Source organism: Arthrobacter sp. 01T428 (assembly GCF_056398685.1).
In genome coordinates, this window is record NZ_JBFTPW010000027.1 from 22,553 (window position 1) to 43,269 (window position 20,717).

General features: G+C 63.9%; 18 protein-coding genes and 2 tRNA genes. 16 read left to right on the forward strand and 4 right to left on the reverse strand.

Annotated elements, in window-relative coordinates:
• Positions 1 to 25 precede the first annotated feature (25 nt).
• The 3 genes from AC1DJB_RS21075 to AC1DJB_RS21085 all read left to right on the forward strand — a co-directional run bounded on the left by AC1DJB_RS21075 (position 26) and on the right by AC1DJB_RS21085 (position 2,558).
• Positions 26 to 1,027, forward strand: a complete 1,002-nt coding sequence (locus AC1DJB_RS21075) for a hypothetical protein (protein ID WP_284991196.1) — start codon at positions 26 to 28, stop codon at positions 1,025 to 1,027.
• A gap of 137 nt (positions 1,028 to 1,164) precedes the next feature.
• Complete coding sequence (locus tag AC1DJB_RS21080; protein WP_332603592.1) at positions 1,165 to 1,647, forward strand: ribose-5-phosphate isomerase; 483 nt, start codon at positions 1,165 to 1,167, stop codon at positions 1,645 to 1,647.
• Entirely contained in the window at positions 1,647 to 2,558 is a 912-nt protein-coding gene (locus AC1DJB_RS21085; protein ID WP_332603593.1) for an Fpg/Nei family DNA glycosylase, read from the forward strand. Before AC1DJB_RS21080 ends, AC1DJB_RS21085 begins: the two co-directional genes overlap by 1 nt.
• Before the next feature lie 69 nt (positions 2,559 to 2,627).
• Here the strand turns inward: AC1DJB_RS21085 and AC1DJB_RS21090 are convergent.
• A tRNA-Gly gene (locus AC1DJB_RS21090) sits at positions 2,628 to 2,701 on the reverse strand.
• Positions 2,702 to 2,855: 154 nt separating this feature from the next.
• Here AC1DJB_RS21090 and AC1DJB_RS21095 point away from each other — a divergent pair.
• From AC1DJB_RS21095 to AC1DJB_RS21120, 6 genes are all read left to right on the forward strand, one after another.
• Positions 2,856 to 2,930, forward strand: a tRNA-Pro gene (locus AC1DJB_RS21095).
• A 68-nt stretch (positions 2,931 to 2,998) separates the two neighbouring features.
• Positions 2,999 to 4,366: a trigger factor gene (gene tig, locus AC1DJB_RS21100; RefSeq protein ID WP_441438304.1), complete on the forward strand. Its 1,368-nt coding sequence runs from the start codon at positions 2,999 to 3,001 to the stop codon at positions 4,364 to 4,366.
• 242 nt (positions 4,367 to 4,608) lie between these two features.
• Positions 4,609 to 5,220, forward strand: a complete 612-nt coding sequence (locus tag AC1DJB_RS21105; RefSeq protein WP_441438311.1) for an ATP-dependent Clp protease proteolytic subunit — start codon at positions 4,609 to 4,611, stop codon at positions 5,218 to 5,220.
• A gap of 37 nt (positions 5,221 to 5,257) precedes the next feature.
• Positions 5,258 to 5,917, forward strand: a complete 660-nt coding sequence (locus tag AC1DJB_RS21110) for an ATP-dependent Clp protease proteolytic subunit (RefSeq protein ID WP_476910794.1) — start codon at positions 5,258 to 5,260, stop codon at positions 5,915 to 5,917.
• Positions 5,918 to 6,101: 184 nt separating this feature from the next.
• Positions 6,102 to 7,388 (forward strand): ATP-dependent Clp protease ATP-binding subunit ClpX, encoded by a 1,287-nt coding sequence (gene clpX / locus AC1DJB_RS21115; protein WP_441438303.1) that lies wholly within the window; start codon positions 6,102 to 6,104, stop codon positions 7,386 to 7,388.
• 80 nt (positions 7,389 to 7,468) lie between these two features.
• The gene (locus AC1DJB_RS21120) at positions 7,469 to 8,083 is read left to right on the forward strand and encodes a mycothiol-dependent nitroreductase Rv2466c family protein (protein WP_059389364.1); all 615 of its coding nucleotides are present in this window, start codon (positions 7,469 to 7,471) and stop codon (positions 8,081 to 8,083) included.
• 34 nt (positions 8,084 to 8,117) lie between these two features.
• On the opposite strand, the gene AC1DJB_RS21125 is transcribed toward AC1DJB_RS21120, so the two are convergent.
• Positions 8,118 to 8,993: an Fpg/Nei family DNA glycosylase gene (locus tag AC1DJB_RS21125; protein WP_284991202.1), complete on the reverse strand. Its 876-nt coding sequence runs from the start codon at positions 8,991 to 8,993 to the stop codon at positions 8,118 to 8,120.
• Between the two features lie 400 nt (positions 8,994 to 9,393).
• Complete coding sequence (valS, locus tag AC1DJB_RS21130; protein ID WP_476910795.1) at positions 9,394 to 12,015, reverse strand: valine--tRNA ligase; 2,622 nt, start codon at positions 12,013 to 12,015, stop codon at positions 9,394 to 9,396.
• A 63-nt stretch (positions 12,016 to 12,078) separates the two neighbouring features.
• Between valS and AC1DJB_RS21135 the strand changes: the two genes are divergently transcribed.
• The 7 genes from AC1DJB_RS21135 to ndk all read left to right on the forward strand — a co-directional run bounded on the left by AC1DJB_RS21135 (position 12,079) and on the right by ndk (position 19,823).
• Positions 12,079 to 12,456, forward strand: coding sequence for a DUF488 domain-containing protein (locus AC1DJB_RS21135; RefSeq protein ID WP_284991204.1), 378 nt, complete (start codon positions 12,079 to 12,081; stop codon positions 12,454 to 12,456).
• Positions 12,453 to 13,094: a class I SAM-dependent methyltransferase gene (locus AC1DJB_RS21140; protein ID WP_476910796.1), complete on the forward strand. Its 642-nt coding sequence runs from the start codon at positions 12,453 to 12,455 to the stop codon at positions 13,092 to 13,094. Before AC1DJB_RS21135 ends, AC1DJB_RS21140 begins: the two co-directional genes overlap by 4 nt.
• 9 nt (positions 13,095 to 13,103) lie before the next feature.
• Positions 13,104 to 13,862, forward strand: coding sequence for an SDR family oxidoreductase (locus AC1DJB_RS21145; protein ID WP_284991206.1), 759 nt, complete (start codon positions 13,104 to 13,106; stop codon positions 13,860 to 13,862).
• Between the two features lie 335 nt (positions 13,863 to 14,197).
• Positions 14,198 to 17,527 (forward strand): isoleucine--tRNA ligase, encoded by a 3,330-nt coding sequence (gene ileS, locus AC1DJB_RS21150; RefSeq protein WP_476910797.1) that lies wholly within the window; start codon positions 14,198 to 14,200, stop codon positions 17,525 to 17,527.
• 3 nt (positions 17,528 to 17,530) lie between these two features.
• Complete coding sequence (locus tag AC1DJB_RS21155; protein ID WP_306959420.1) at positions 17,531 to 18,892, forward strand: bifunctional folylpolyglutamate synthase/dihydrofolate synthase; 1,362 nt, start codon at positions 17,531 to 17,533, stop codon at positions 18,890 to 18,892.
• A 2-nt stretch (positions 18,893 to 18,894) separates the two neighbouring features.
• Positions 18,895 to 19,350: a DUF4233 domain-containing protein gene (locus AC1DJB_RS21160; RefSeq protein WP_307055087.1), complete on the forward strand. Its 456-nt coding sequence runs from the start codon at positions 18,895 to 18,897 to the stop codon at positions 19,348 to 19,350.
• A gap of 53 nt (positions 19,351 to 19,403) precedes the next feature.
• A complete protein-coding gene (gene ndk / locus AC1DJB_RS21165; RefSeq protein ID WP_284991209.1) occupies positions 19,404 to 19,823 on the forward strand; it encodes a nucleoside-diphosphate kinase in 420 nt (139 codons plus the stop codon).
• 77 nt (positions 19,824 to 19,900) lie between these two features.
• Here ndk and AC1DJB_RS21170 read toward each other — a convergent pair whose 3' ends face one another.
• Positions 19,901 to 20,584: a vitamin K epoxide reductase family protein gene (locus tag AC1DJB_RS21170; protein ID WP_307055089.1), complete on the reverse strand. Its 684-nt coding sequence runs from the start codon at positions 20,582 to 20,584 to the stop codon at positions 19,901 to 19,903.
• Between the last annotated feature and the right edge of the window lie 133 nt (positions 20,585 to 20,717).

Genomic DNA, 20,717 nt, shown 5'->3' on the forward strand with positions numbered 1-20,717 from the left:
CGCCGGCGCGGGGTAGCGTTGGAATATGGGAAAGATGCGCGACTCGCTGGACCTCCGGGCACTCCGCTTTGCAGTGGCATTTCCGCTGCTGCTGGCCGCCGCATTTGCCGTGTGCGCCCTCATGTTGCGCAACAACCTCCCGGATCCCGTGGCCATCGCTTGGAATGCCGACGGCGGAATCAGCTTTGCGCCGTTCCTCGCCTACGTACTCGGCGGAGGAGGGTTTCTGGTCGTCGCGGGTTGGCTGGTGTTCATCCAGGCTGTTCCCCTTGCCCGGCCGGTGATTATGCGCAGGGTCATGATGGGCATGGGCCTCATGGTGACCCTCTTCATTACCTCCGTGCTGGCCGCGGGCCTTGTGGGGCAAACAGGCCTCGCCGACGCCCGAAGCTCGCACGTTGATGCCACGGTCCTTGCCCTCGGCGCGGGTGCCGCACTTCCCTTGGGCGTGGTCATGATGATGGCTTTCAAACCGGACCCGCATTGGACTCCGGAAGACGACGCCGCCCTCGAGGCCGAGCGGATCCGGACGGAAGACCCGGGCCTGGCGGAAGATTCCATGTTGCTGTGGGTCCATGCGCGGAGTTCGGTGTTCGTCATGATCTGTGTGGCCACCTTGTTCCCGGCCATGCTGATCGCGATTGCGCTCCCGTGGTTGGGCGCATTGTTGGCAGTAGTCGCGGTCATCGGAGCGTGTTTCCTGTTTGTCCGGGTGAGGGCGGACAGGAGAGGGGTGCAGGTCTTTGTTGCGGGGGTCCTGCGGGTCCTCACGGTGCCGGCCGTTGACATCGCGGGCGCAGCCGCTCAGGAAGTCAGGGCCGCGGACTTTGGCGGCTGGGGACTCCGGCACCACGGAGGCGCGACGGCCATGCTCGTGAGCAGCGGTCCCGCCGTCGTCGTCCGCCAGGTCAGCGGCCGCAGGGTGGCGTTCAGCGCCGGGACCTCGGCCACTGCGGACCGGCTCGCCGGGATCCTGAACCGCGTCGCGGCACGTGCCCAGCGCGGCGAGCAGCCTCCAGCCCCGTGAGCGCCGGAAGGTCGTCCGGTCTGCCGGCTTCGTCTTAAGAGGTGGGCCGGGGCACGATCCTAGTAACCTAGGAACCGCATCCCTCAACGCCGCGCCCGGCTTTGCCGCGTTCGCGCGCCAGACTGAATGGACTTCCTGTGACCACACCCCGCGTCCACATTGCCACGGACCACGCCGGCATGGAGCTCAGCGCCCACCTCGTAAGCCACTTGACCGCCAAAGGCTACGACGTCGTTGACCACGGCCCCAAGGTGTACGACGCCCTCGATGACTACCCTTCGTTCTGCATCAACGCTGCCACCGCGGTGGTCGCCGACCAAGAGGGCGGCGTTCACGCATTGGGCATCGTCCTGGGCGGATCCGGCAACGGCGAACAAATCGCCGCGAACAAGGTCAAGGGTGTCCGGGCCGCGCTCGCCTGGAACCTTTCGACCGCAAAGCTTGCCCGGGAGCACAACGACGCCAACGTGGTTGCCGTCGGCGGCCGCCAGCACACCGTCGAGGAAGCCACCGAACTGATCGAGGCCTTCCTGGAAGAACCGTTCAGCAACGACGAACGCCACGTGCGCCGCATCGGAAAAATCGCTACCTATGAGAACACCGGCGAAATCGTTGCCTAATGCCTGAAGGGCATTCCATCCATCGCCTGGCGCGCCAGTTCCAGGATGTTTTCGCCGGCCACGTGCTGGAAGTCTCCAGCCCCCAGGGCCGTTTCACCGCGGGTGCGGCGCTTTTGGACCGCCACGAACTGCTCGAAGCGACGGCGCACGGCAAGCAGCTCTTCCTCCGTTTTGACCACGGGGTGCTCCTGCATGTCCATCTGGGTCTCTACGGTGCGTGGAGCTTCGGTGGCGATGAATCCTTCACTGGGGCCTCGAGCATCGGGGCTCCGCGGCGGATCGGCGAACGGGAGAGTTTCTCGCAGGAAGCAGAGCAAGGTGCCGGCGAAGGGGGCGCCAGAAGCTACGCGGGTCCGCCTGAGCCCGTGGGTGCCGTCCGCGTTCGCCTCATTTCAGCGAACGGCTGGGCGGATCTCAGGGGCGCTACGACGTGCGCAGCGATCACCGATGCGGAGGCCGCTGCCGTCCTGGCGCGCCTGGGTCCCGATCCTCTCCACAACCGGCCCGACGATCGCGACGAGTTCGTCCGCCGCTTGCTGCGCCGCAAGACCGCCGTCGGGCTCCTCCTCATGGACCAGGCAATCGTGGCCGGAATCGGCAATATCTATCGCGCGGAGGTGCTGTTCCGCCAGCGCGTTGATCCGTGGACCCCGGGCAGCTCTCTGGGCGCCGAAACCGCCGGACGACTGTGGGATGACACCGTGGCGGCGATGTCCGACGGCGTCCGTGACGGGCGGATTGTTACGACCCCATCGGCTTTGTGGAGCGGCGGGAACGCCGGAGCGCTCGACGGCGAGGCGCACTTTGTCTACAAGCGGCACGGACAGCCGTGCCGGCGATGCGGCGAAACAGTGGGACTGGCCGAGATCGGTGCGCGCAAACTCTATTGGTGCCCCGGCTGCCAGAACTGAAGTGCGCCTTTGGCGGGCGCAAACAGGCGGAAACACGAAGGGCCCCTCATGGAGGGGCCCTTCGTTCTGTGGAGGGGACGACGGGAATCGAACCCGCGTAATCAGTTTGGAAGACTGAGGCTTTACCATTAAGCTACGTCCCCGGGCAAGGCTGCATGGGTCTCTACGAATCCATCAGAGGGTTCCGTGCATCTTTCCGGCGGCTGTTGAAGCCGGATATAACTAAACCTAATTCAGGGGCCAAGTGTCAAATGTGCATTCTCCGGCGAGATGCCCGTAGACTGTCCTGTGCATTCACGGGGTGTAGCTCAGCTTGGCTAGAGCGCCTGCTTTGGGAGCAGGAAGTCGCAGGTTCAAATCCTGTCACCCCGACTCTGTGTGCCTGTTCCGATCCGGAACGCGGCAGAACCCCATCCCACAAAACCAGGAGTACTTAGACTGTGAAGAGCGCTGTCGAGAACCTCACCGCCACGCGGGTCAAGCTCAACGTTGAGGTTCCCTTTGAGGAACTGAAGCCGAGCATCGATGCCGCTTACAAGACCGTTGCTTCGCAGATCCAGGTTCCCGGGTTCCGCAAGGGCAAGGTTCCCTCCAAGCTGGTTGACCAGCGCGTTGGCCGCGGCTACGTCCTGGAGACCGCCATCAACGATGGCCTCAACGGCTGGTACCAGGCTGCCGTCCAGGAAGCCGGCCTCCGTCCGCTGAGCCGTCCCGAGGTTGAGATCACCGAGGTTCCGGACCCGTCCTCGACCGACGGTGAACTGAAGTTCCAGGTTGAGATCGACGTCCGTCCCGAGGTTGAGCTCCCCGACTACGCCGGCATCAAGGTAGAGGTTGCCGCAGCCGATTCCTCCGACGCCGACGTCGACAAGGCCCTCGACGAGCTCCGCGGCCGCTTCGGCACGCTGAAGTCCGTTGACCGCCCGGCCGCCGATGGTGACTTCCTGACCATCGACATCACCGCCACGATCGACGGCGCTGAGATCGACTCCGCCACCGGCCTGTCCTACCAGGTTGGCGCAGGCACCATGCTTGAAGGCCTCGATGAGGCCGTCACCGGCCTTTCTGCCGAAGAAGAAGCAATCTTCGACACCACCCTGGTTGGCGGCGAGCACGCCGGCGAAGCAGCCCAGGTCAAAGTTGTTGTCAAGACCGTCAAGGAGCGCGAGCTTCCTGAGGCCAACGACGACTTCGCCCAGTTGGCATCCGAGTTCGACACCCTCGCCGAACTGCGTGAAGACCTTGCCAAGCAGGCCGCTGAGTCCAAGGTCGTCGGCCAGGGCGTCGAAGCCCGTGACAAGGTCCTGGACAAGCTCGTGGAGCTCATCGAGGTTCCGGTTCCGGACTCTGTAGTCGAAGAGCAGCTCGAAGCGCACTTCAACCCGGAGAACGCCCACGGTGAAGGCGATCACGACACCGAGGAACACCGCGCCGAGGTCAAGGCCAACACCGCCCGCGCCTTCCAGAACGAGATCATCCTTGACGCCATTGCCGACAAGGAAGAAGTGAGCGTCAGCCAGAACGAGCTGATCGACTACATCGTCACCACGGCAAGCCAGTACGGCATGGACCCGAACCAGTTCGCCCAGATCATCGATCAGAGCGGCCAGGTTCCCATGATGGTTTCCGAGGTCCGCCGCCGTAAGGCTCTCGCAGTTGTCCTCGGCCAGGCCGAGGTTGTCGACTCCGAGGGCAACAAGGTCGACCTCAGCGACTTCGTGCGCCCCGCGGGCGAAGAGGCCTCCGGCGAGGAAGCCGAAGAGGCGGCTGTTGTTCCGAGCGACGACCCCGCCGCAGTGAAGTTCTAGTTTCAACTCAAGCCGCCCCCGGATCATGGATCCGGGGGCGGCTTGGTTTAAGCCCCGGAACCGTGCAAAGTACGCCCTTCCGCAATCGTGCGCCGTCAGCGAACAGCGCGATTTGGGAGAACAAATCGCCGTGGAAAACGGTTAGTGTCCAAGTAGTGAAGATCAGGGATGGCAAGTTCAGCAATGGCCCTGTCACCAGCGAGAGGTAAGTACTTATGTCACAGCACGCAGAGGCCCCCAGGATGGCAACCGTCGATCCAGCGGCCCAGGACAACTACATCTACAACCGCCTGCTGAAAGAGCGCATCATCTGGCTCGGATCCGAAGTCCGTGACGAAAACGCCAACGCGATCTGCTCCCAGCTCCTCCTCCTCTCGGCTGAAGACCCTGAGAAGGACATCTACCTCTACATCAACTCGCCTGGCGGCTCCGTGACCGCCGGCATGGCTATCTACGACACCATGCAGTTCATCCCGAACGACGTCGTGACGGTTGCCACCGGCCTCGCGGCCTCCATGGGCCAGTTTCTCCTTTCCTCGGGCACCAAGGGCAAGCGCTACGCCACGCCCAACGCCCGCATCCTGATGCACCAGCCTTCCGGCGGCATCGGTGGCACGGCGTCGGACATCAAGATCCAGGCGGAGCTGATCCTTCACATGAAGAAGGTCATGGCCGAGCTGACAGCCGAACAGACCGGACAGACCGTGGAGACCATCCTCAAGGACAACGACCGCGACAAGTGGTTCACGGCCACCGAAGCGCTCTCGTACGGCTTCTTCGACAAGATCTCCGCCCACGCAGGCTCTGTGGCCGGTGGCGGCGGAACGGCCAACTCGTCGAATTCCGAGAAGTAACCGGCACCAAGAAACATTCAGATCAGGAGCAATGAAAATGAACTACAACTTTGGATGGTCTGCCGGTAATCTCCCGTCCAGCCGCTACGTCCTCCCGCAGTTCGAGGAGCGCACGCCCTACGGCTTCAAGCGCCAGGACCCGTACACGAAACTCTTCGAGGACCGCATCATCTTTCTCGGTGTGCAGGTTGACGACGCTTCTGCCGACGACATCATGGCCCAGCTGCTGGTGCTCGAGTCCACGGACCCGGACCGCGACATCACGTTGTACATCAACTCCCCGGGTGGCTCGTTCACGGCCATGACGGCGATCTACGACACGATGACGTACATTCGTCCGGAGATCCAGACCGTGTGYCTCGGCCAGGCGGCCAGCGCGGCGGYTGTGCTGCTCGCGGCAGGTACGGCGGGCAAACGCCTCGCCCTGCCCAACGCCCGGGTCCTGATCCACCAGCCGTCGCTGTCCGGCGGCCAGGGGGGCCAGGCTTCCGACCTCGAGATCCAGGCCGCAGAAGTCATGCGCATGCGCTCATGGCTTGAGGACACGCTGGCCAAGCACTCCGGTCGGACGCCGGAACAGGTCAACAACGATATCGAGCGCGACAAGATCCTCACCGCTGCCGAGGCAATGAACTACGGATTGATCGACCAGGTGCTCGATTCCCGCAAGATCAAGCCCCAGGCTATCGCCAGGTAACTGGCCAAAACTCGACGCCGGTGCGGTTCAGGAAATATGGACCGCATCGGCGTTCTGTTTCAACCCAAGCAGCCCATTGTGTCCTACAGTGGAAGTTGTCATGGTGGCGCCCCCGCTGCGATCGGCGCGAAATCGCGGATAGGTACGGGGCTGCACCACCCGCATGAAACGAAGGGATTCCCACATGGCTCGGATTGGCGAGAGCACGGATCTGCTGAAGTGTTCTTTCTGCGGAAAGAGCCAAAAGCAGGTTCGGAAGCTGATTGCCGGGCCCGGCGTGTACATCTGCGACGAGTGCATCGAACTCTGCAACGAGATCATCGAAGAGGAGCTCGCCGAAGTATCGGATCTCGGTAGCTTCGAGTTGCCCAAGCCGCGGGAGATCTTCGACTTCCTCCAGGAATACGTCGTTGGGCAGGAGCCCGCGAAACGCTCCCTCGCCGTCGCGGTCTACAACCACTACAAGCGCATCCAGGCGGGCCACGCACCGAAGACCGGCCTCGGTGAAGGTGGACACCATGAGGACGTGGAGATCGCCAAGTCCAACATCCTGCTGATCGGTCCCACCGGCTGCGGCAAGACCTACTTGGCACAAACCCTTGCCCGCCGCCTGAACGTACCCTTCGCCGTTGCCGACGCCACGGCCCTGACGGAGGCCGGATACGTTGGCGAAGACGTCGAAAACATCCTCCTGAAGCTCATCCAGGCCGCCGACTACGACGTCAAGAAGGCCGAACAAGGCATCATCTACATCGACGAGATCGACAAGATTTCGCGCAAGAGCGAGAATCCGTCCATCACGCGCGATGTGTCCGGCGAGGGTGTGCAGCAGGCGCTTCTTAAGATCCTCGAAGGCACAGTGGCCTCGGTTCCGCCCCAGGGCGGACGCAAACACCCGCATCAGGAATTCATCCAGATCGACACCACCAACGTGCTGTTCATTGTGGCCGGTGCGTTCGCCGGGCTCGAGGACATCATTGGATCGCGGTCCGGCCGCAAAGGCATAGGCTTCGGGGCCCCGCTCAACGAGGTCAAGGACAACGTGGACAGCTACGGCGAGGTGATGCCGGAGGATCTGCTCAAGTTCGGGCTGATTCCCGAATTCATCGGGCGCCTGCCCGTGATCACCACTGTGTCCAACCTTGACCGTTCCGCGCTCATCCAGATTCTCTCCAAGCCCAAGAACGCCCTGATCAAGCAGTACCAGAAGATGTTCCAGCTGGACGGCGTGGAGCTTTTGTTCGACGACGACGCCCTGGACTCGATCGCGGACCAAGCCCTTGAACGTGGCACCGGAGCCCGCGGCCTGCGTGCCATCATGGAGGAAGTGCTGCTACCGGTCATGTTCGACCTGCCAAGCAGGGACGACATCGCCAGCGTCGTCATCACTGCCGATGCCGTGAACAAGAAGGGCCAGCCCACCATGATCGCGCACGAGGTCATTGCGAAGCGTCGGAATAAGTCCGCCTAGCCAGAGGTTGGCATGATTGGTGCCGGACACCGTTTTCGTCCGCCTACCCGCGCCCCTTACGCCTATCGAAGGAGTTCCCTGTGCCCGAGCAGACCGCCAACAAGGTCGATTTCTGGTTCGATCCCATGTGCCCATTTGCCTGGGTGACATCCCGCTGGATCGGTGAAGTGGAAGACGTCCGCGGCATCGAGACCAACTGGAACGTCATGAGTCTCTCGGTCCTCAACGAAGGCCGCGAACTGCCTGCCGAATACACCGAGAAGATGAAGCAGGGCTGGGGACCTGTCCGGGTCATCATTGCCGCCCGCGAGCTGCACGGAGACGAATACGTCAAGCCGTTGTACGACGCGATGGGGTCCCTCATCCACCACGAAGGCATCAAGGATTTCGCCGAGGTCATCTCGAAGGCCCTGGCTGAAACCGGCCTTCCCGCCGAGTTGGCACGCTTCGCCGATTCCGAGGAATACGACGTCCAGCTGCGTGCAAGCCATGAATCGGGGATCTCCTTGGTGGGCCAGGATGTTGGCACCCCCGTGGTCGCCGTCAACGGCACGGCCTTCTTCGGTCCTGTCCTCACCCGTATTCCCCGTGGCGAGGAAGCCGGCCGGATCTGGGACGCCACCGTCACCTTGGCCGGGTACCCGCACTTCTTCGAACTCAAGCGCAGCCGCACGGAAAGCCCGGAATTCAACTAGCCCGGAATTCAACCAGCTTGAGCCGTGGGCCAGGCTATTTCAGGAACCGCGACGTTCGACGGTCTGCGAGGATCTTTCCGTTTGTCTGGCAGCCAGGGCAATACTGCAATGACGTGTCGGCAAAGGACACCTCGCGGATCGTGGTCCCGCACACGGGGCAAGGCTGGCCCGCCCTGCCGTGGACCCGCATGGTGTTCCGCTTGGTGTCCTTGAGTTCGCTTGACGCTTTCCCGACGGCGGCGGCCACAGCCGCACCCAGGACGCTTTCGATGGACTCATAGAGGACACGGGTGGTGTCCTTGTCCAGCGACTTGGCGATCGCGAACGGTGAAATCCTGGCTGCGTGAAGGATCTCGTCGCTATAGGCGTTCCCGATGCCCGCGATGACGCCTTGGCTCCGAAGGACTCCCTTGATCTGGTGCGCGTTTGTGGAAAGGATTCCGGCCAAGGTCTCCTCCGTGAAGGCCGGGCTCAGCGGGTCCGGGCCAAGCGTCGCTATTCCCGGAACGTCCAGGGGCCTGCGCACCACGTATACGGCCAGGCTTTTCTTCGTCCCGGCCTCCGTCAGGTCCACTCCGACGTGGGTTGAACCGTCGCTCTTGGTGAAGCCAATCCTTGCCGCGATATTGCTGCCGCCCATCCGAAGCTGGGTCTGCGATGGCTGCTCCGTGTAGCGGAGCCACCCGGCCTTGGCGAGGTGGAAGATGAAATGGATGCCTTCGGCGTCGAGGCTGACGAACTTTCCGAAGCGTTCCACACCGACGATCTTGCGACCCTCCAGCGCTGAGTAAGGGGGATCGGCTGTCTTCAGCACGGCAAAAGAGGTGATCTGGATCTTCGTCAGTTCGGCACCGAGAAGATTCCTGCCCAGAAAGGCAGTCAGCCCGGCCACCTCGGGAAGTTCTGGCATAGCAACACTGTGCCACAAAGCACCGGCACCCAGAACCCCGGAGGCCCGCAGCGAGGCCTCCGAATTACATGCCAGTAGTTCCTGAAGGGGGCTTGTGCTGGCCGGGGAGCGGGTCAAGAATAGAACTTACCCACTTCGAAAGAAGAGGGACACGGAAACCAGAGATTCAGTGATATGCATCTGACGCAGCCTTCGGCAAAGTTGGATGCAAGCTACCAGTGACGAGGTAGGAAGACCTGAAAGTCCGAGGATTCCGCCAGACTGCCAAGACGTCACCGGGCAGCCGAAAAGTCGAAGCCCCACCAACGGCTAAACGCTGATGGGGCTTCCCCTTTGCCCTGAAATCCCAAGTGCCTGGAACTTCCCGGGCGGCCCGGAAAAACTCCCGGGCTCTTCCAAACTACGCCTGGGCGGGTTCCTCGGCAGGCGCCAGGACTACGTCGCTCACCGTGAGTTCGCCGTCCCCGGCTACCAGTGAAATCTCCTGGGCGTTGGCCGCGGCCTTCAGGTCTCCCAGTCCGGCTTCCAGCTGTGCCACAAACGACTCGGTAGCGGTGATCGTGGCTGACAGGACCTCGGTGCGCTGCTTGACCTTGGCCTCGGACTTGGCCTTGCGGATGCCGCTCAGCGCGATGCCGACGGTGCCCAGCATGGTGGTGTCGCCGTCGACGATTTCCACTGCTGCCGGCCACGCCGCGCGGTGGACCGAACCCGTGCGCCACCAGCTCCAGACCTCTTCGGTGGCGAAGGGCAGGAACGGCGCGAACAGCCGCAACAGCGCATCCAGCGTGGTGGCAAGTGCAGCAAGCACGGATGCCTGCTCGGTCTCGCCGGCCGCACCGTAGGCGCGGTCCTTGATGAGCTCCACGTAGTCGTCCGTGAACTGCCAGAAGAACGATTCCGTGATCTGCAGGGCGCGGGCGTAGTCGTAGTTGTCGAACGCCTTGGTGGACTGTGCCACGACATCGGCCAGCTGCGCGAGCAATGCCCGGTCTAAGGGGTTGCTCAGGACGGAAAGGTCCGCGCCGACCACCGAGTTCTCCGTGGCGCCCAGGTTCAACACGAACTTGGAGGCATTGAGCAGCTTGATGGCCAGGCGGCGCCCGATCTTCATCTGGGCGATCTCGTAGGCGGTGTCCGCGCCGAGCTTGGCCGAGGCGGCCCAGTAACGGACGGCGTCGGAGCCGAATTCGTTCAGGACGTCGGTGGGAACAACCACGTTGCCCTTGGACTTGGACATCTTCTTGCGGTCCGGGTCCAGGATCCAGCCCGAGATGGCGGCGTGCTTCCACGGCGCGCTGTCCTGCAGGGCATCTGCCCGCACGGCCGAGGAGAAGAGCCAGGTGCGGATGATGTCGTGGCCCTGCGGCCGGAGGTCGAAGGGGTAGACCTTGCCGAACAGTTCCTCGTCACGGCTCCAGCCGCCCACGATCTGCGGGGTCAGCGAAGACGTGGCCCAGGTGTCCAGGACATCCGCGTCGCCGATGAAGCCATTGGGCTGCTCGCGCTGGGACTCGTCGAAGCCGGGGGCCGCGTCCGCCGCAGGGTCCACGGGAAGGGACTCGTCGGATGGCAGGATCGGGTTCTCGTAGTCCGGGTTGCCCTGGGCATCCAGCGGGTACCAGACGGGGATCGGCACACCGAAGAAGCGCTGGCGTGAAACGAGCCAGTCACCGTTCAGCCCGGAAATCCAGTTCTCGTAGCGGGAACGCATGAACGACGGGTGGAACTCGATCTCGTGTCCGCGCGCGATCAACCGCTCGCGGCGGTCCTCGTCCCGTCCGCCATTGCGGATGTACCACTGGCGCGAGGTGACAACTTCAAGGGGCTTGTCGCCCTTTTCGAAGAAGTTCACGGGGTGCGTGATCTTCTTGGGCTCGCCATCCAGCAAATCGGCGGCGGCGAGAAGCTCGACCACCGCCTCCTTGGCAGAGAACGCAGTCTTGCCGGCAATCGCCGCGTAGGCTTCCTTGCCGGCGTCGGTGGTGATCCACTCGGGTGTCTCGGCGATGATGCGGCCGTCGCGGCCCATGATGGCGCGGGTGGGCAACTGCAGCTCGCGCCACCAGGTGACGTCGGTCAGGTCGCCGAAGGTACAGACCATGGCGATGCCGGAACCCTTGTCCGCCTTGGCGAGCGGATGGGCTTTGACCTCGAGTTCGACGTCGAACAGGGGAGACGTGACGGTCTTGCCGAACAGCGGCTGGTAGCGCTCGTCGTCGGGGTTCGCCACCAACGCGGCGCACGCGGCGAGGAGTTCCGGACGTGTTGTCTCGATGTAGATCTTCTCGCCGTCAGCGGTGAAGAAAGGGTAGCGGTAGTACGCGCCGGCAACCTCGCGGTCCTCGAGTTCGGCCTGCGCGACGGCGGTACGGAACGTCACGTCCCACAGGGTGGGGGCCTCGGCCATGTAGGCGTCACCGGCGTTCAGGTTCGCGAGGAAGGCACGCTGGGACACCGCACGGGAGGTGTCGTCGATGGTGCGGTAGGTGAGGTCCCAGTCAACGGACAGGCCGAGTGTCTGGAACAGGTTCTCGAAGACCTTTTCGTCTTCGACGGCGAGTTCCTCGCAGAGTTCGATGAAGTTCTGGCGCGAGACGACGTCGAAATCGCGCTGGTTCTTGGCCGGCTGTGCCGGCGGGCGGTAGTCGGCGTTGTAGGGAATGGCGGGATCGCAGCGGACGCCGTAGTAGTTCTGGACGCGGCGCTCGGTAGGCAGCCCGTTGTCGTCCCAGCCCATCGGGTAGAAGACGTTCTTGCCGGTCATGCGCATGTAGCGGGCCTGGACATCCGTCTGCGTGAACGAGAACATGTGGCCCACGTGGAGCGAACCGGATGCGGTGGGCGGGGGAGTGTCGATCGAGTAGACCTGCTCCCGGGTGGTGTCCGGGTTGAACTTGTAGGTTCCTTCGTCCAGCCAGCGCTGCGTCAGGGCAGCCTCGAGGCCTTCAAGGGCCGGCTTGTCGGGAACGTTGATGGGGGCGGTGGCGGGCGTGTCTGTACCCTGCGTTGATTCAGCCATGGGCCAATTGTTTCATGGCGCCCTTTGTTCCGTGGCACGCAGGGGTGCAGTAGCATGCGGGCCATGACGGAACTCAAGGACGTTTTGGTTATCAAGCGCATCTATGACGAAGCAGCGGACGACGACGGCTACCGGGTTCTGGTCGACAGGCTGTGGCCGCGAGGGGTATCCAAGGAACGCGCCCACCTGGATCTCTGGCTCAAGGAGATCGCTCCCTCGCCGCCCCTCCGTACCGAGTTTGCCCATATGCAGGAGCGATTCGAGGACTTCCGCCGCTCGTACCAGGCTGAGCTGGAACAGAATCCCGCCGTGGAGCAGCTGCTGGAGCTGGCGGCCGCGGAAAAGCGCGTCACGCTGCTCTACGGCGCCAGGGACCCTGAAATCAATCACGCCCGCGTCCTGGTGGAGTTTCTGCTGGGCGCCGCCAAGACGGACACATGACCACGCCGCAGCATCCGCGCTTCGCGCGGGCCTACGCCCGGGCGGTTCCGGCGATAAACCTGCGCGGCGGCACCGAACACCGGCGCACCCTGCTGGCTGGCCTGCGAGGCCGCGTCATCGAGGTCGGCGCCGGCGAGGGCTCGTCGTTCGGCCTGTACCCGGCCACCGTGGAAAGTGTCCTCGCGGTTGAACCTGATGACTACCTCAGGGAACTTGCTGGATCCAAGGCAGGGCTTGCCGCAGTGCCGGTCACGGTTGTTCCCGGAACCGCCGAAAATATTCCAGCGGCCGACGGCGAGGCGGACGCCGTCGTAGTCAGCCTTGTCCTCTGTAGCGTCGCGGACCAGGCGGACGCGCTGGCGGAAATCCGCCGGGTGCTTCGGCCCGGCGGAACCCTGGCGTTCTACGAGCACGTGCGCTCGGACAAGCGGTTTCTCGCTGCCGTCGAAGATCTTCTCACTCCGGCCTGGCGGCACATGGCCGGAGGCTGCCATCCCAACCGCAACACCCTGCACGCGATCGGCGCAGCCGGCTTCCAGGTGCTGCACAGTGAGCGTTTCGGCTTCTCCGCCGGCCCGCTGTCTCCGTCGATCGCCCACATCCTTGGGCGTGCGGTTTCTCCCGGTGAACCGCGTTAGGGTGGTGCCATGACTGAGGAAGTACAGACGAAGACCGCAGTAGTGACCGGCGCCAGCACGGGAATCGGCGAAGCCACGGTGAGGGCCCTCACCGCCGAGGGTTGGAAGGTATTCGCCGTCGCCCGCCGTGCCGAGCGGCTTGAGGCACTCGGCGCCGAGAGCGGCGCCGTGCCGTTCGCCGCGGACATCACCAACGACGACGACGTCGCGGCCTTGCTCTCAGCCGTCACCGAGGCAGGGGGAGCGGACACGCTCATCAACATTGCCGGCGGTGCGCGGGGCGCCGACACCCTGGCCAATGCCCAGACCGAGGACTGGGACTGGATGTACCAAGTCAACGTGCTCGGCACCCTGAAGCTGACCCGGGCCTTCCTCCCGATGCTGCGGGCCAACGGCGAGGGCACCGTTTTGAACCTGACGTCGACGGCGGGATTCACGGCCTACGAAGGCGGCGGCGGGTACAACGCGGCCAAGTTCGCCCAGCACGCCATGACCGGCGCCCTGCGCCTGGAGGAAGCCGAGAACAACATCCGCGTCATCGAGGTGGCACCCGGCCTCGTCCGCACGGAGGAATTCGCTCTCAACCGCCTCGGCGATGCCACCGCGGCAGCCAAGGTATACGCCGGCGTCGAGAAGCCGCTCACCCCGGAGGACGTCGCCGACGTCGTCAAGTACGCGGTCTCATTGCCGCACCACATCAACCTGGACGAGATCATCGTCCGCCCTGTGGCGCAGGCCGCTACCCACAAGTTGATCCGCAAGGGCTAGGGTCCCGGCGTCGCCGACGCCCGCGCGGCAGCCCAAGTGGAGCTCGCAGTGCCGCTGCCGCTAGACTTGTGGCACAAGCTTTGACCCGGACATCACCGGTGAGCTTCCGGAAGAACGCCCCCGCCACCCCGGGGGTCAGTAGAACCGGACGGGTAAGCCCGTCACAGCAGCAATGAGCGGCCGACGCCGGAACAGCTCCTCTTCGAAGGGGCCGCGCCAGCGGCGGTAAGTGAGGTGGTACCGCGGTACCGGCGCTGTTGGAAACAACGCAGCTGGCGCCGTCCTCGCATCCTGAATGAAACTTTGTGTTCACCGGCTCAACCCAGGATGAAGAGATGACGTATTACCCCAAGGCCTCCACAGCTCTCTCCGGCACCCCACGAGGGGTGTCCGCCTCCGTGAAGTTCCCGGAGATCGAAGAGCGCATCCTCAAGTACTGGGATGAAGACGGCACCTTCCAAGCCAGCATCGACAACCGCAGCGCGGACCTGCCCGGAGGGCACCCCGGCAGTAACGAGTTCGTCTTCTATGACGGTCCTCCCTTCGCCAATGGACTGCCCCACTACGGCCACCTCCTGACCGGCTACGCCAAGGACCTGGTGGGCCGCTACCAGACCCAGCGCGGCAAGCGCGTCGAACGGCGCTTCGGCTGGGACACCCACGGCTTGCCCGCCGAACTCGAGGCCATGAAGCAACTGGGCATGACGGACAAGACCCAGATCGAAGCGATGGGCATAGACAAATTCAACGACGCCTGCCGTGCCTCGGTCATGAAGTACGCGGACGAATGGAAGAGCTACGTCACGCGGCAGGCACGCTGGGTGGACTTCGACAACGACTACAAGACCCTCAACGTCGAGTACATGGAGTCTGTCCTTTGGGCCTTCAAGCAGCTCCACGAGAAGGGCCTCACCTACAACGGGTACCGCGTCCTGCCGTACTGCTGGAAGGACGAGACGCCGCTGTCCAACCATGAGTTGCGCATGGATGACGATGTCTACAAGAACCGCCAGGACCAGACCGTCACCGTGACCTTCCCCATCAAGGCAGGGGAGTCGGAACTCTCCAAGTCCCTTGAAGGCGTGCAGGCGCTCGCGTGGACCACGACCCCCTGGACGCTGCCCACCAACCTGGCGCTCGCCGTCGGGCCCGACATTTCTTACGCGGTGGTTCCGGCCGGTCCCAACGGGATCAAGGCCGCCTCCGCGGAGGCTCCGGTGACGGGCGGCTTCCTGCTGGCCGCCGATCTTCTCGGCACCTACGCCAAGGATCTGGGGTACGACGACGGCGCTGCCGCTACCGCCGCCGTCACGGCAAGCTACACGGGCACCGAGTTGGCCGGCCTGGAGTACGAGCCGCTCTGGGACTACTTCTCCGATACCGAGAAGTACGGCACCCAGAACGCCTGGCGTTTCCTCGTGGCGGACTACGTCACCACCACCGACGGTACGGGCATCGTCCACCAGGCTCCGGCCTACGGCGAGGACGACCAGAAAGTCTGTGAGGACGCGGGCATCCCCGTGGTCCTTTCCGTCGACGAGGGCGCCAAGTTCCTCCACCTGTTCGCGCACGGACCGCTCGCCGAAATCTCCGGGCTGCAGGTGTTCGATGCCAACAAGCCGATCACCCAGGCACTGCGTTCCGGCGGTCGCTTGGTTCGCCAGGCCAGTTACGAGCACAGCTACCCGCACTGCTGGCGCTGCCGCAACCCCCTGATCTACCGTGCCGTGTCCTCCTGGTACGTGGAGGTCACCAAGTTCAAGGACCGGATGTCCGAACTGAACCAGGAGATCAACTGGATCCCGGGCAACGTCAAGGACGGACAGTTCGGCAAGTGGCTGGCCAACGCCCGCGACTGGTCCATCAGCCGCAACCGCTACTGGGGCTCGCCCATCCCGGTGTGGCAGTCCGACGACCCCGAGTACCCGCGCACGGACGTTTACGGCTCCCTCGCCGAGATGGAGGCCGATTTCGGCCGCCTTCCGATGAACAACGACGGCCAGGTCGACCTGCACCGCCCGTTCATCGACGAACTGACCCGGCCCAACCCGGACGACCCGCGCTCGCCTGAAGAGGGCCAGTCCACCATGCGCCGGGTGGAGGACGTCCTGGATGTCTGGTTCGACTCGGGCTCCATGCCCTACGGGCAGGTGCACTATCCGTTCCAGAACGAGGAATGGTTCGACACCCACAACCCTGCCGACTTCATCGTCGAGTACATCGGGCAGACCCGCGGCTGGTTCTACATGCTGCACATCCTGTCCACGGCACTCTTCGACCGGCCGGCCTTCCGGAATGTGATCAGCCATGGCATCGTGCTGGGTTCGGACGGGCAAAAGATGTCCAAAAGCCTGCGCAACTACCCGGACGTCTCCGAGGTCCTGGACCGCGACGGCTCCGACGCCATGCGCTGGTTCCTGATGTCCAGCCCCATCCTGCGGGGCGGCAACCTCGTGGTCACCGAACAGGGAATCCGCGAGGGCGTCCGCCAAGTCATCCTGCCGCTGTGGAACGTGTACAGCTTCTTCACGCTGTACACGAACGCCTCCCACACAGTGGATGGGACAGCCGCCGGCTATGACGCCAAGCTGCGCTACGACGGCTACACGGACACCATGGACCAGTACTTGCTGGCAAACACCGGTGACCTCGTCCGCAACGTCACCTCCAGCCTGGACGAATACGACATTTCCGGGGCTTGCGATGAACTGCGCAGCTACCTGGATATGCTCACCAACTGGTATGTCCGCCGCAGCCGCCAGCGCTTCTTCGATGAGAACACCGACGCCTTCGACGCCCTCTACACGGCGCTCGAAGCGGTCTGCCGAGTCTCGGCGTCGCTCCTTCCTTTGGTTTCCGAGGAGATCTGGCGCGGCCTGACCGGCGGGCGCTCCGTGCACTTGGCTGACTGGCCCGAGGCGTCGCTGTTCCCGGCGAACCCGGAACTCGTCGAGGCGATGGACCGGGTCCAGCAGATCTGCTCCACCGGTTCCAGCCTGCGCAAGGCCGCCAACCTCCGCGTTCGCTTGCCGCTGCAGGAACTCACTGTGGTGGCACCCGGTGCTGATGCGCTGGCAGGTTTCGCCGCCGTCGTTGCGGATGAACTGAACCTGCGTTCCGTGCGCCTCCTCGACGCCGCCACGGCGTCGCCGGAGGAATTCGGCATCGAGCAGAAACTCGTGGTCAATGCCCGCGCGGCAGGTCCGCGACTGGGCAAGAACGTCCAGCAGGCCATCAAGGGTTCCAAGTCCGGCGACTGGTCTGTTTCCGATGCAGGAGTGGTCACGGCGGGCGGCCTCGAGCTGGAACCGCAGGAGTACACGCTCGAGACTGTCGTCGCGGAATCTGCTGACGGCTCGTCCGCGGCCGTCGCTGTCCTTCCGGGCGGCGGCTTCGTGGTCCTGAACACCGAAGTCACCCCGGAACTGGCAGCCGAAGGCCTGGCTCGCGACATGGTCCGCGCCATCCAGCAGGCCCGCAAGGACGCAGGACTCAACGTGAGCGACCGCATCCACACCACGGTCTTGGCCGTCCACGACGTCGTTGACGCCTTGCGCGCCAACGAAGAGCTGGTCAAGACCGAAACCCTGTCCCTCAAGCTCGACCCCGTCGTCTCCGGCGACGCCGCCGAGCCGCAGATCACCGTTACCAAGATCGAGGCCTAGTACATGAGCGACGAATTCTCCGTAGAAAGCGTCTACGCCGAACTCCTGGGCCGCGCCCCGGAAAACAAAATGGAGCCGCGGCTCGCGCCCCTGTACCGGGCGATGGATGTGCTGGGGGAGCCCAACAAGGCGTTCCCGATCATTCACATCACGGGCACCAACGGCAAGACCTCAACAGCCCGGATGATCGAGGCCGGGCTTCGTGCCCACGGATTGAGCACAGGCCGCTATACGAGTCCGCACCTGTCGAAGGTCACCGAGCGCATCAGCATCGACGGCGAGCCGGTTTCGGACGAGACCTTTGTCCGGATCTGGGACGAGATCCGTCCGTACCTCGAAATCGTGGACAAGGAGCTCGAGGCGGATGGCCAGCCCAGGCTCACGTACTTCGAGTGCCTGACCATCCTGGGCTTCGCGATCTTCGCGGACCAACCCGTGAACGTCGCCGTGATTGAAGTGGGGCTCGGCGGCATCACCGACGCCACGAATGTGGGCGATGGACAGGTTTCCGTGGTGACGCCGATTTCGCTTGACCACACGGATCTCCTCGGCGATACCACCGAGGACATTGCCCGCGAGAAGGCCGGAATCATCAAGCCCGGCGGCTTCCTGATCAGCGCGGCCCAGCCGGTGGACGCCGCGCAGGTGCTCCTTGAGAAGGCGCGGGAGGTTGGGGTGCCGTTCCGCTTCGAAGGCGTCGAATTCGGCGTCGAGACCCGCAGCGTTGCCGTCGGAGGCCAAGTCCTGACCATCCAGGGGCTCGCGGGCCGCTATGAGGACCTGCTGCTTCCCTTGCACGGCGCCCACCAGGCCGAGAACGCGGCCGTCGCGGTCGCGGCCCTGGAAGCGTTCTTCGGTGGCGGTGAAAAAGAGCTCGACGGCGACCTCCTGCGCGAAGCGTTCGGCAGCGTCACGTCGCCTGGCCGTCTTGAAGTGGTGCGCACCGCTCCGACGATCATCGTGGATGCGGCCCACAACCCTGACGGCATCCGCGTCTCGGCCGAGGCAATTGAAGAGGCCTTCAGCTTCAGCAAGCTGGTGGTGGTCCTCGGGGTCCTCAAGGAAAAGGACGCGGAGGAAATCCTGCGGCAGCTCAAGGAATCGCTGGGTGGACTGGCAGAGGAGTTCTGCTTCACACAGTCCAGCTCGCCGAGGGCCATCCCGGCGGCGCAACTGGCCGATCTCGCCGTCGACCTTGGCTTCGGTGCGGACAATGTCCACATTGCCGAGAAGCTGGATGACGCGATCGAGTGGGCCGTGGAGCGTGCCGAAGCGAACGATGACCTGGCCGGCGGCGTACTCGTCACGGGTTCCATCACCGTGGTGGCCGAGGCCCGCATGCTCCTGGGGAAGGTTGGTTCCTGAGCATGGCCAAACTCACCAAAGCCCAGCGCGAATGGCGGCCCGGGATGCCCAAGAAGCGCCGCTCCACCAAGGTGATGTTCGCTTCGACCGTCCTGCTTTTGGAGGCCTTCGTCGCGTTCTTCGCCACCTTGGCAGTCTTCGGACTGAAGCGCGGAGAGGTGCAGCCGGCCCTGATCCTGACCTTCGGCATCAGCCTGAGCGTCATCCTGATCCTGGCCTGTGCCGTGCTTAGCAAGCCGTGGGGCATCGGGGTCGGCTGGGTAATGCAGCTGGTCTTGATTCTTTCCGGCTTCGTCGAGCCCACGATGTTCGTGGTGGGAGTCCTGTTCGCGGCCTGCTGGTGGTACGGCATCCGTGCCGGCATCAGAATCGACCGCGAGAACGCCCAGCGTGATCGTGAGCAAGCCGAATGGAACGCTTCGCACGGGGACTCTGGGGGCAGCGCGGGCGTCGCCTGAGCTAAACCCCGTAAACTGGCTGGGAAACCCACACATCCAACATTGGAGCAACCGTGAGCATTGAGCGCACCCTTGTACTGATCAAGCCCGACGGCGTCGCCCGCAACTTGAGCGGCAGCATCCTCGCCCGCATCGAGTCCAAGGGATACTCCTTGGTCGAATTGAAGAAGGTCAACGCAACCCGCGATCTCCTTGAGCAGCACTACGAAGAGCACCTGGGCAAGCCGTTCTACGAGCCGCTGGTCGAGTTCATGCTCAGCGGCCCGGTTGTCGCTGCCATCTTCGAGGGCCACCGCGTGATCGAAGGCTTCCGTTCCCTTGCTGGAACCACGGACCCGACGACGGCGGCGCCCGGCACCATCCGCGGTGACTTCGGCCGTGACTGGGGCCTGGCTGTGCAGCAGAACCTGGTGCACGGTTCCGATTCGGTGGATTCCGCCGAGCGCGAGATCAAGATCTGGTTCGGCGCGTAGTTTTCAGACACACCAAAAGCGGAAGGGGTCCATGTTCACGCGAACATGGGCCCCTTCCGCTGTTGACGGCTTGGTGCTTAGTAACCCGACGTGCCGATGAAGACGTTGATGAAGGCAAAGAAGATACTGGCGATCACGCCAACGTAGAGCAGCGCGGAAATGATCCAACCGGATTCGCTCAGGATCTTGGCCAGGCCTGCGGGCGCTGGAATGACTCCGTGCGCCACGTTCCTGATGGTCACGAAGACGAAGAGCGGGATCATGCAGGCCCACACCACCATGCAGAACGGGCACAGGATATGGATGACATACAGGGCCTGGGACCAGAGCCAGACGATGAAGATGAACCCCAGTGTGACGCCCGTCTGCAGTCCGATCCAATACCAGCGGGCGAACTTGGCCCCGGCAAAGATCGCCATGGCGGTGGTGATGATCACGGCGAAGGCGACAATCCCGATGAACATGTTGGGGAAACCGAAAACCGAACTCTGCGGTGTTTTCATGACGCTGCCACAGGACACCCACGGATTGAGGTCGCAGGCCGTTATGTGGTTGGGGTCCATGAGAACCTGCAGCTTTTCCAGCACGAGTGCGCCGGACGCAAGCCACGCGATCGCGCCGGTGGCGAGCAAGAGCCAGGCAAAGGGGCGGTCGCGGACCATGCGCGGCATGGCTGCGTCGTCGGTGTGCTTGCCGGTTCCCTCCTGCCTGAGGGAGCGGGCATCGTTATTGGCCAGGTTCGGGCTGGCGGGGCTCGGCATGGTTGGCTGTCCTTTTCTGGATGGCCCGGCGCAGGACCGGGGACTGCTCTTGGGAGGATTCTAGCCGCGGAGGCTGGAGGACGCGTCCAGCAAAGGCGGCGGCACGGAAGCTTTCAGGGCATGCTTCCTGCCG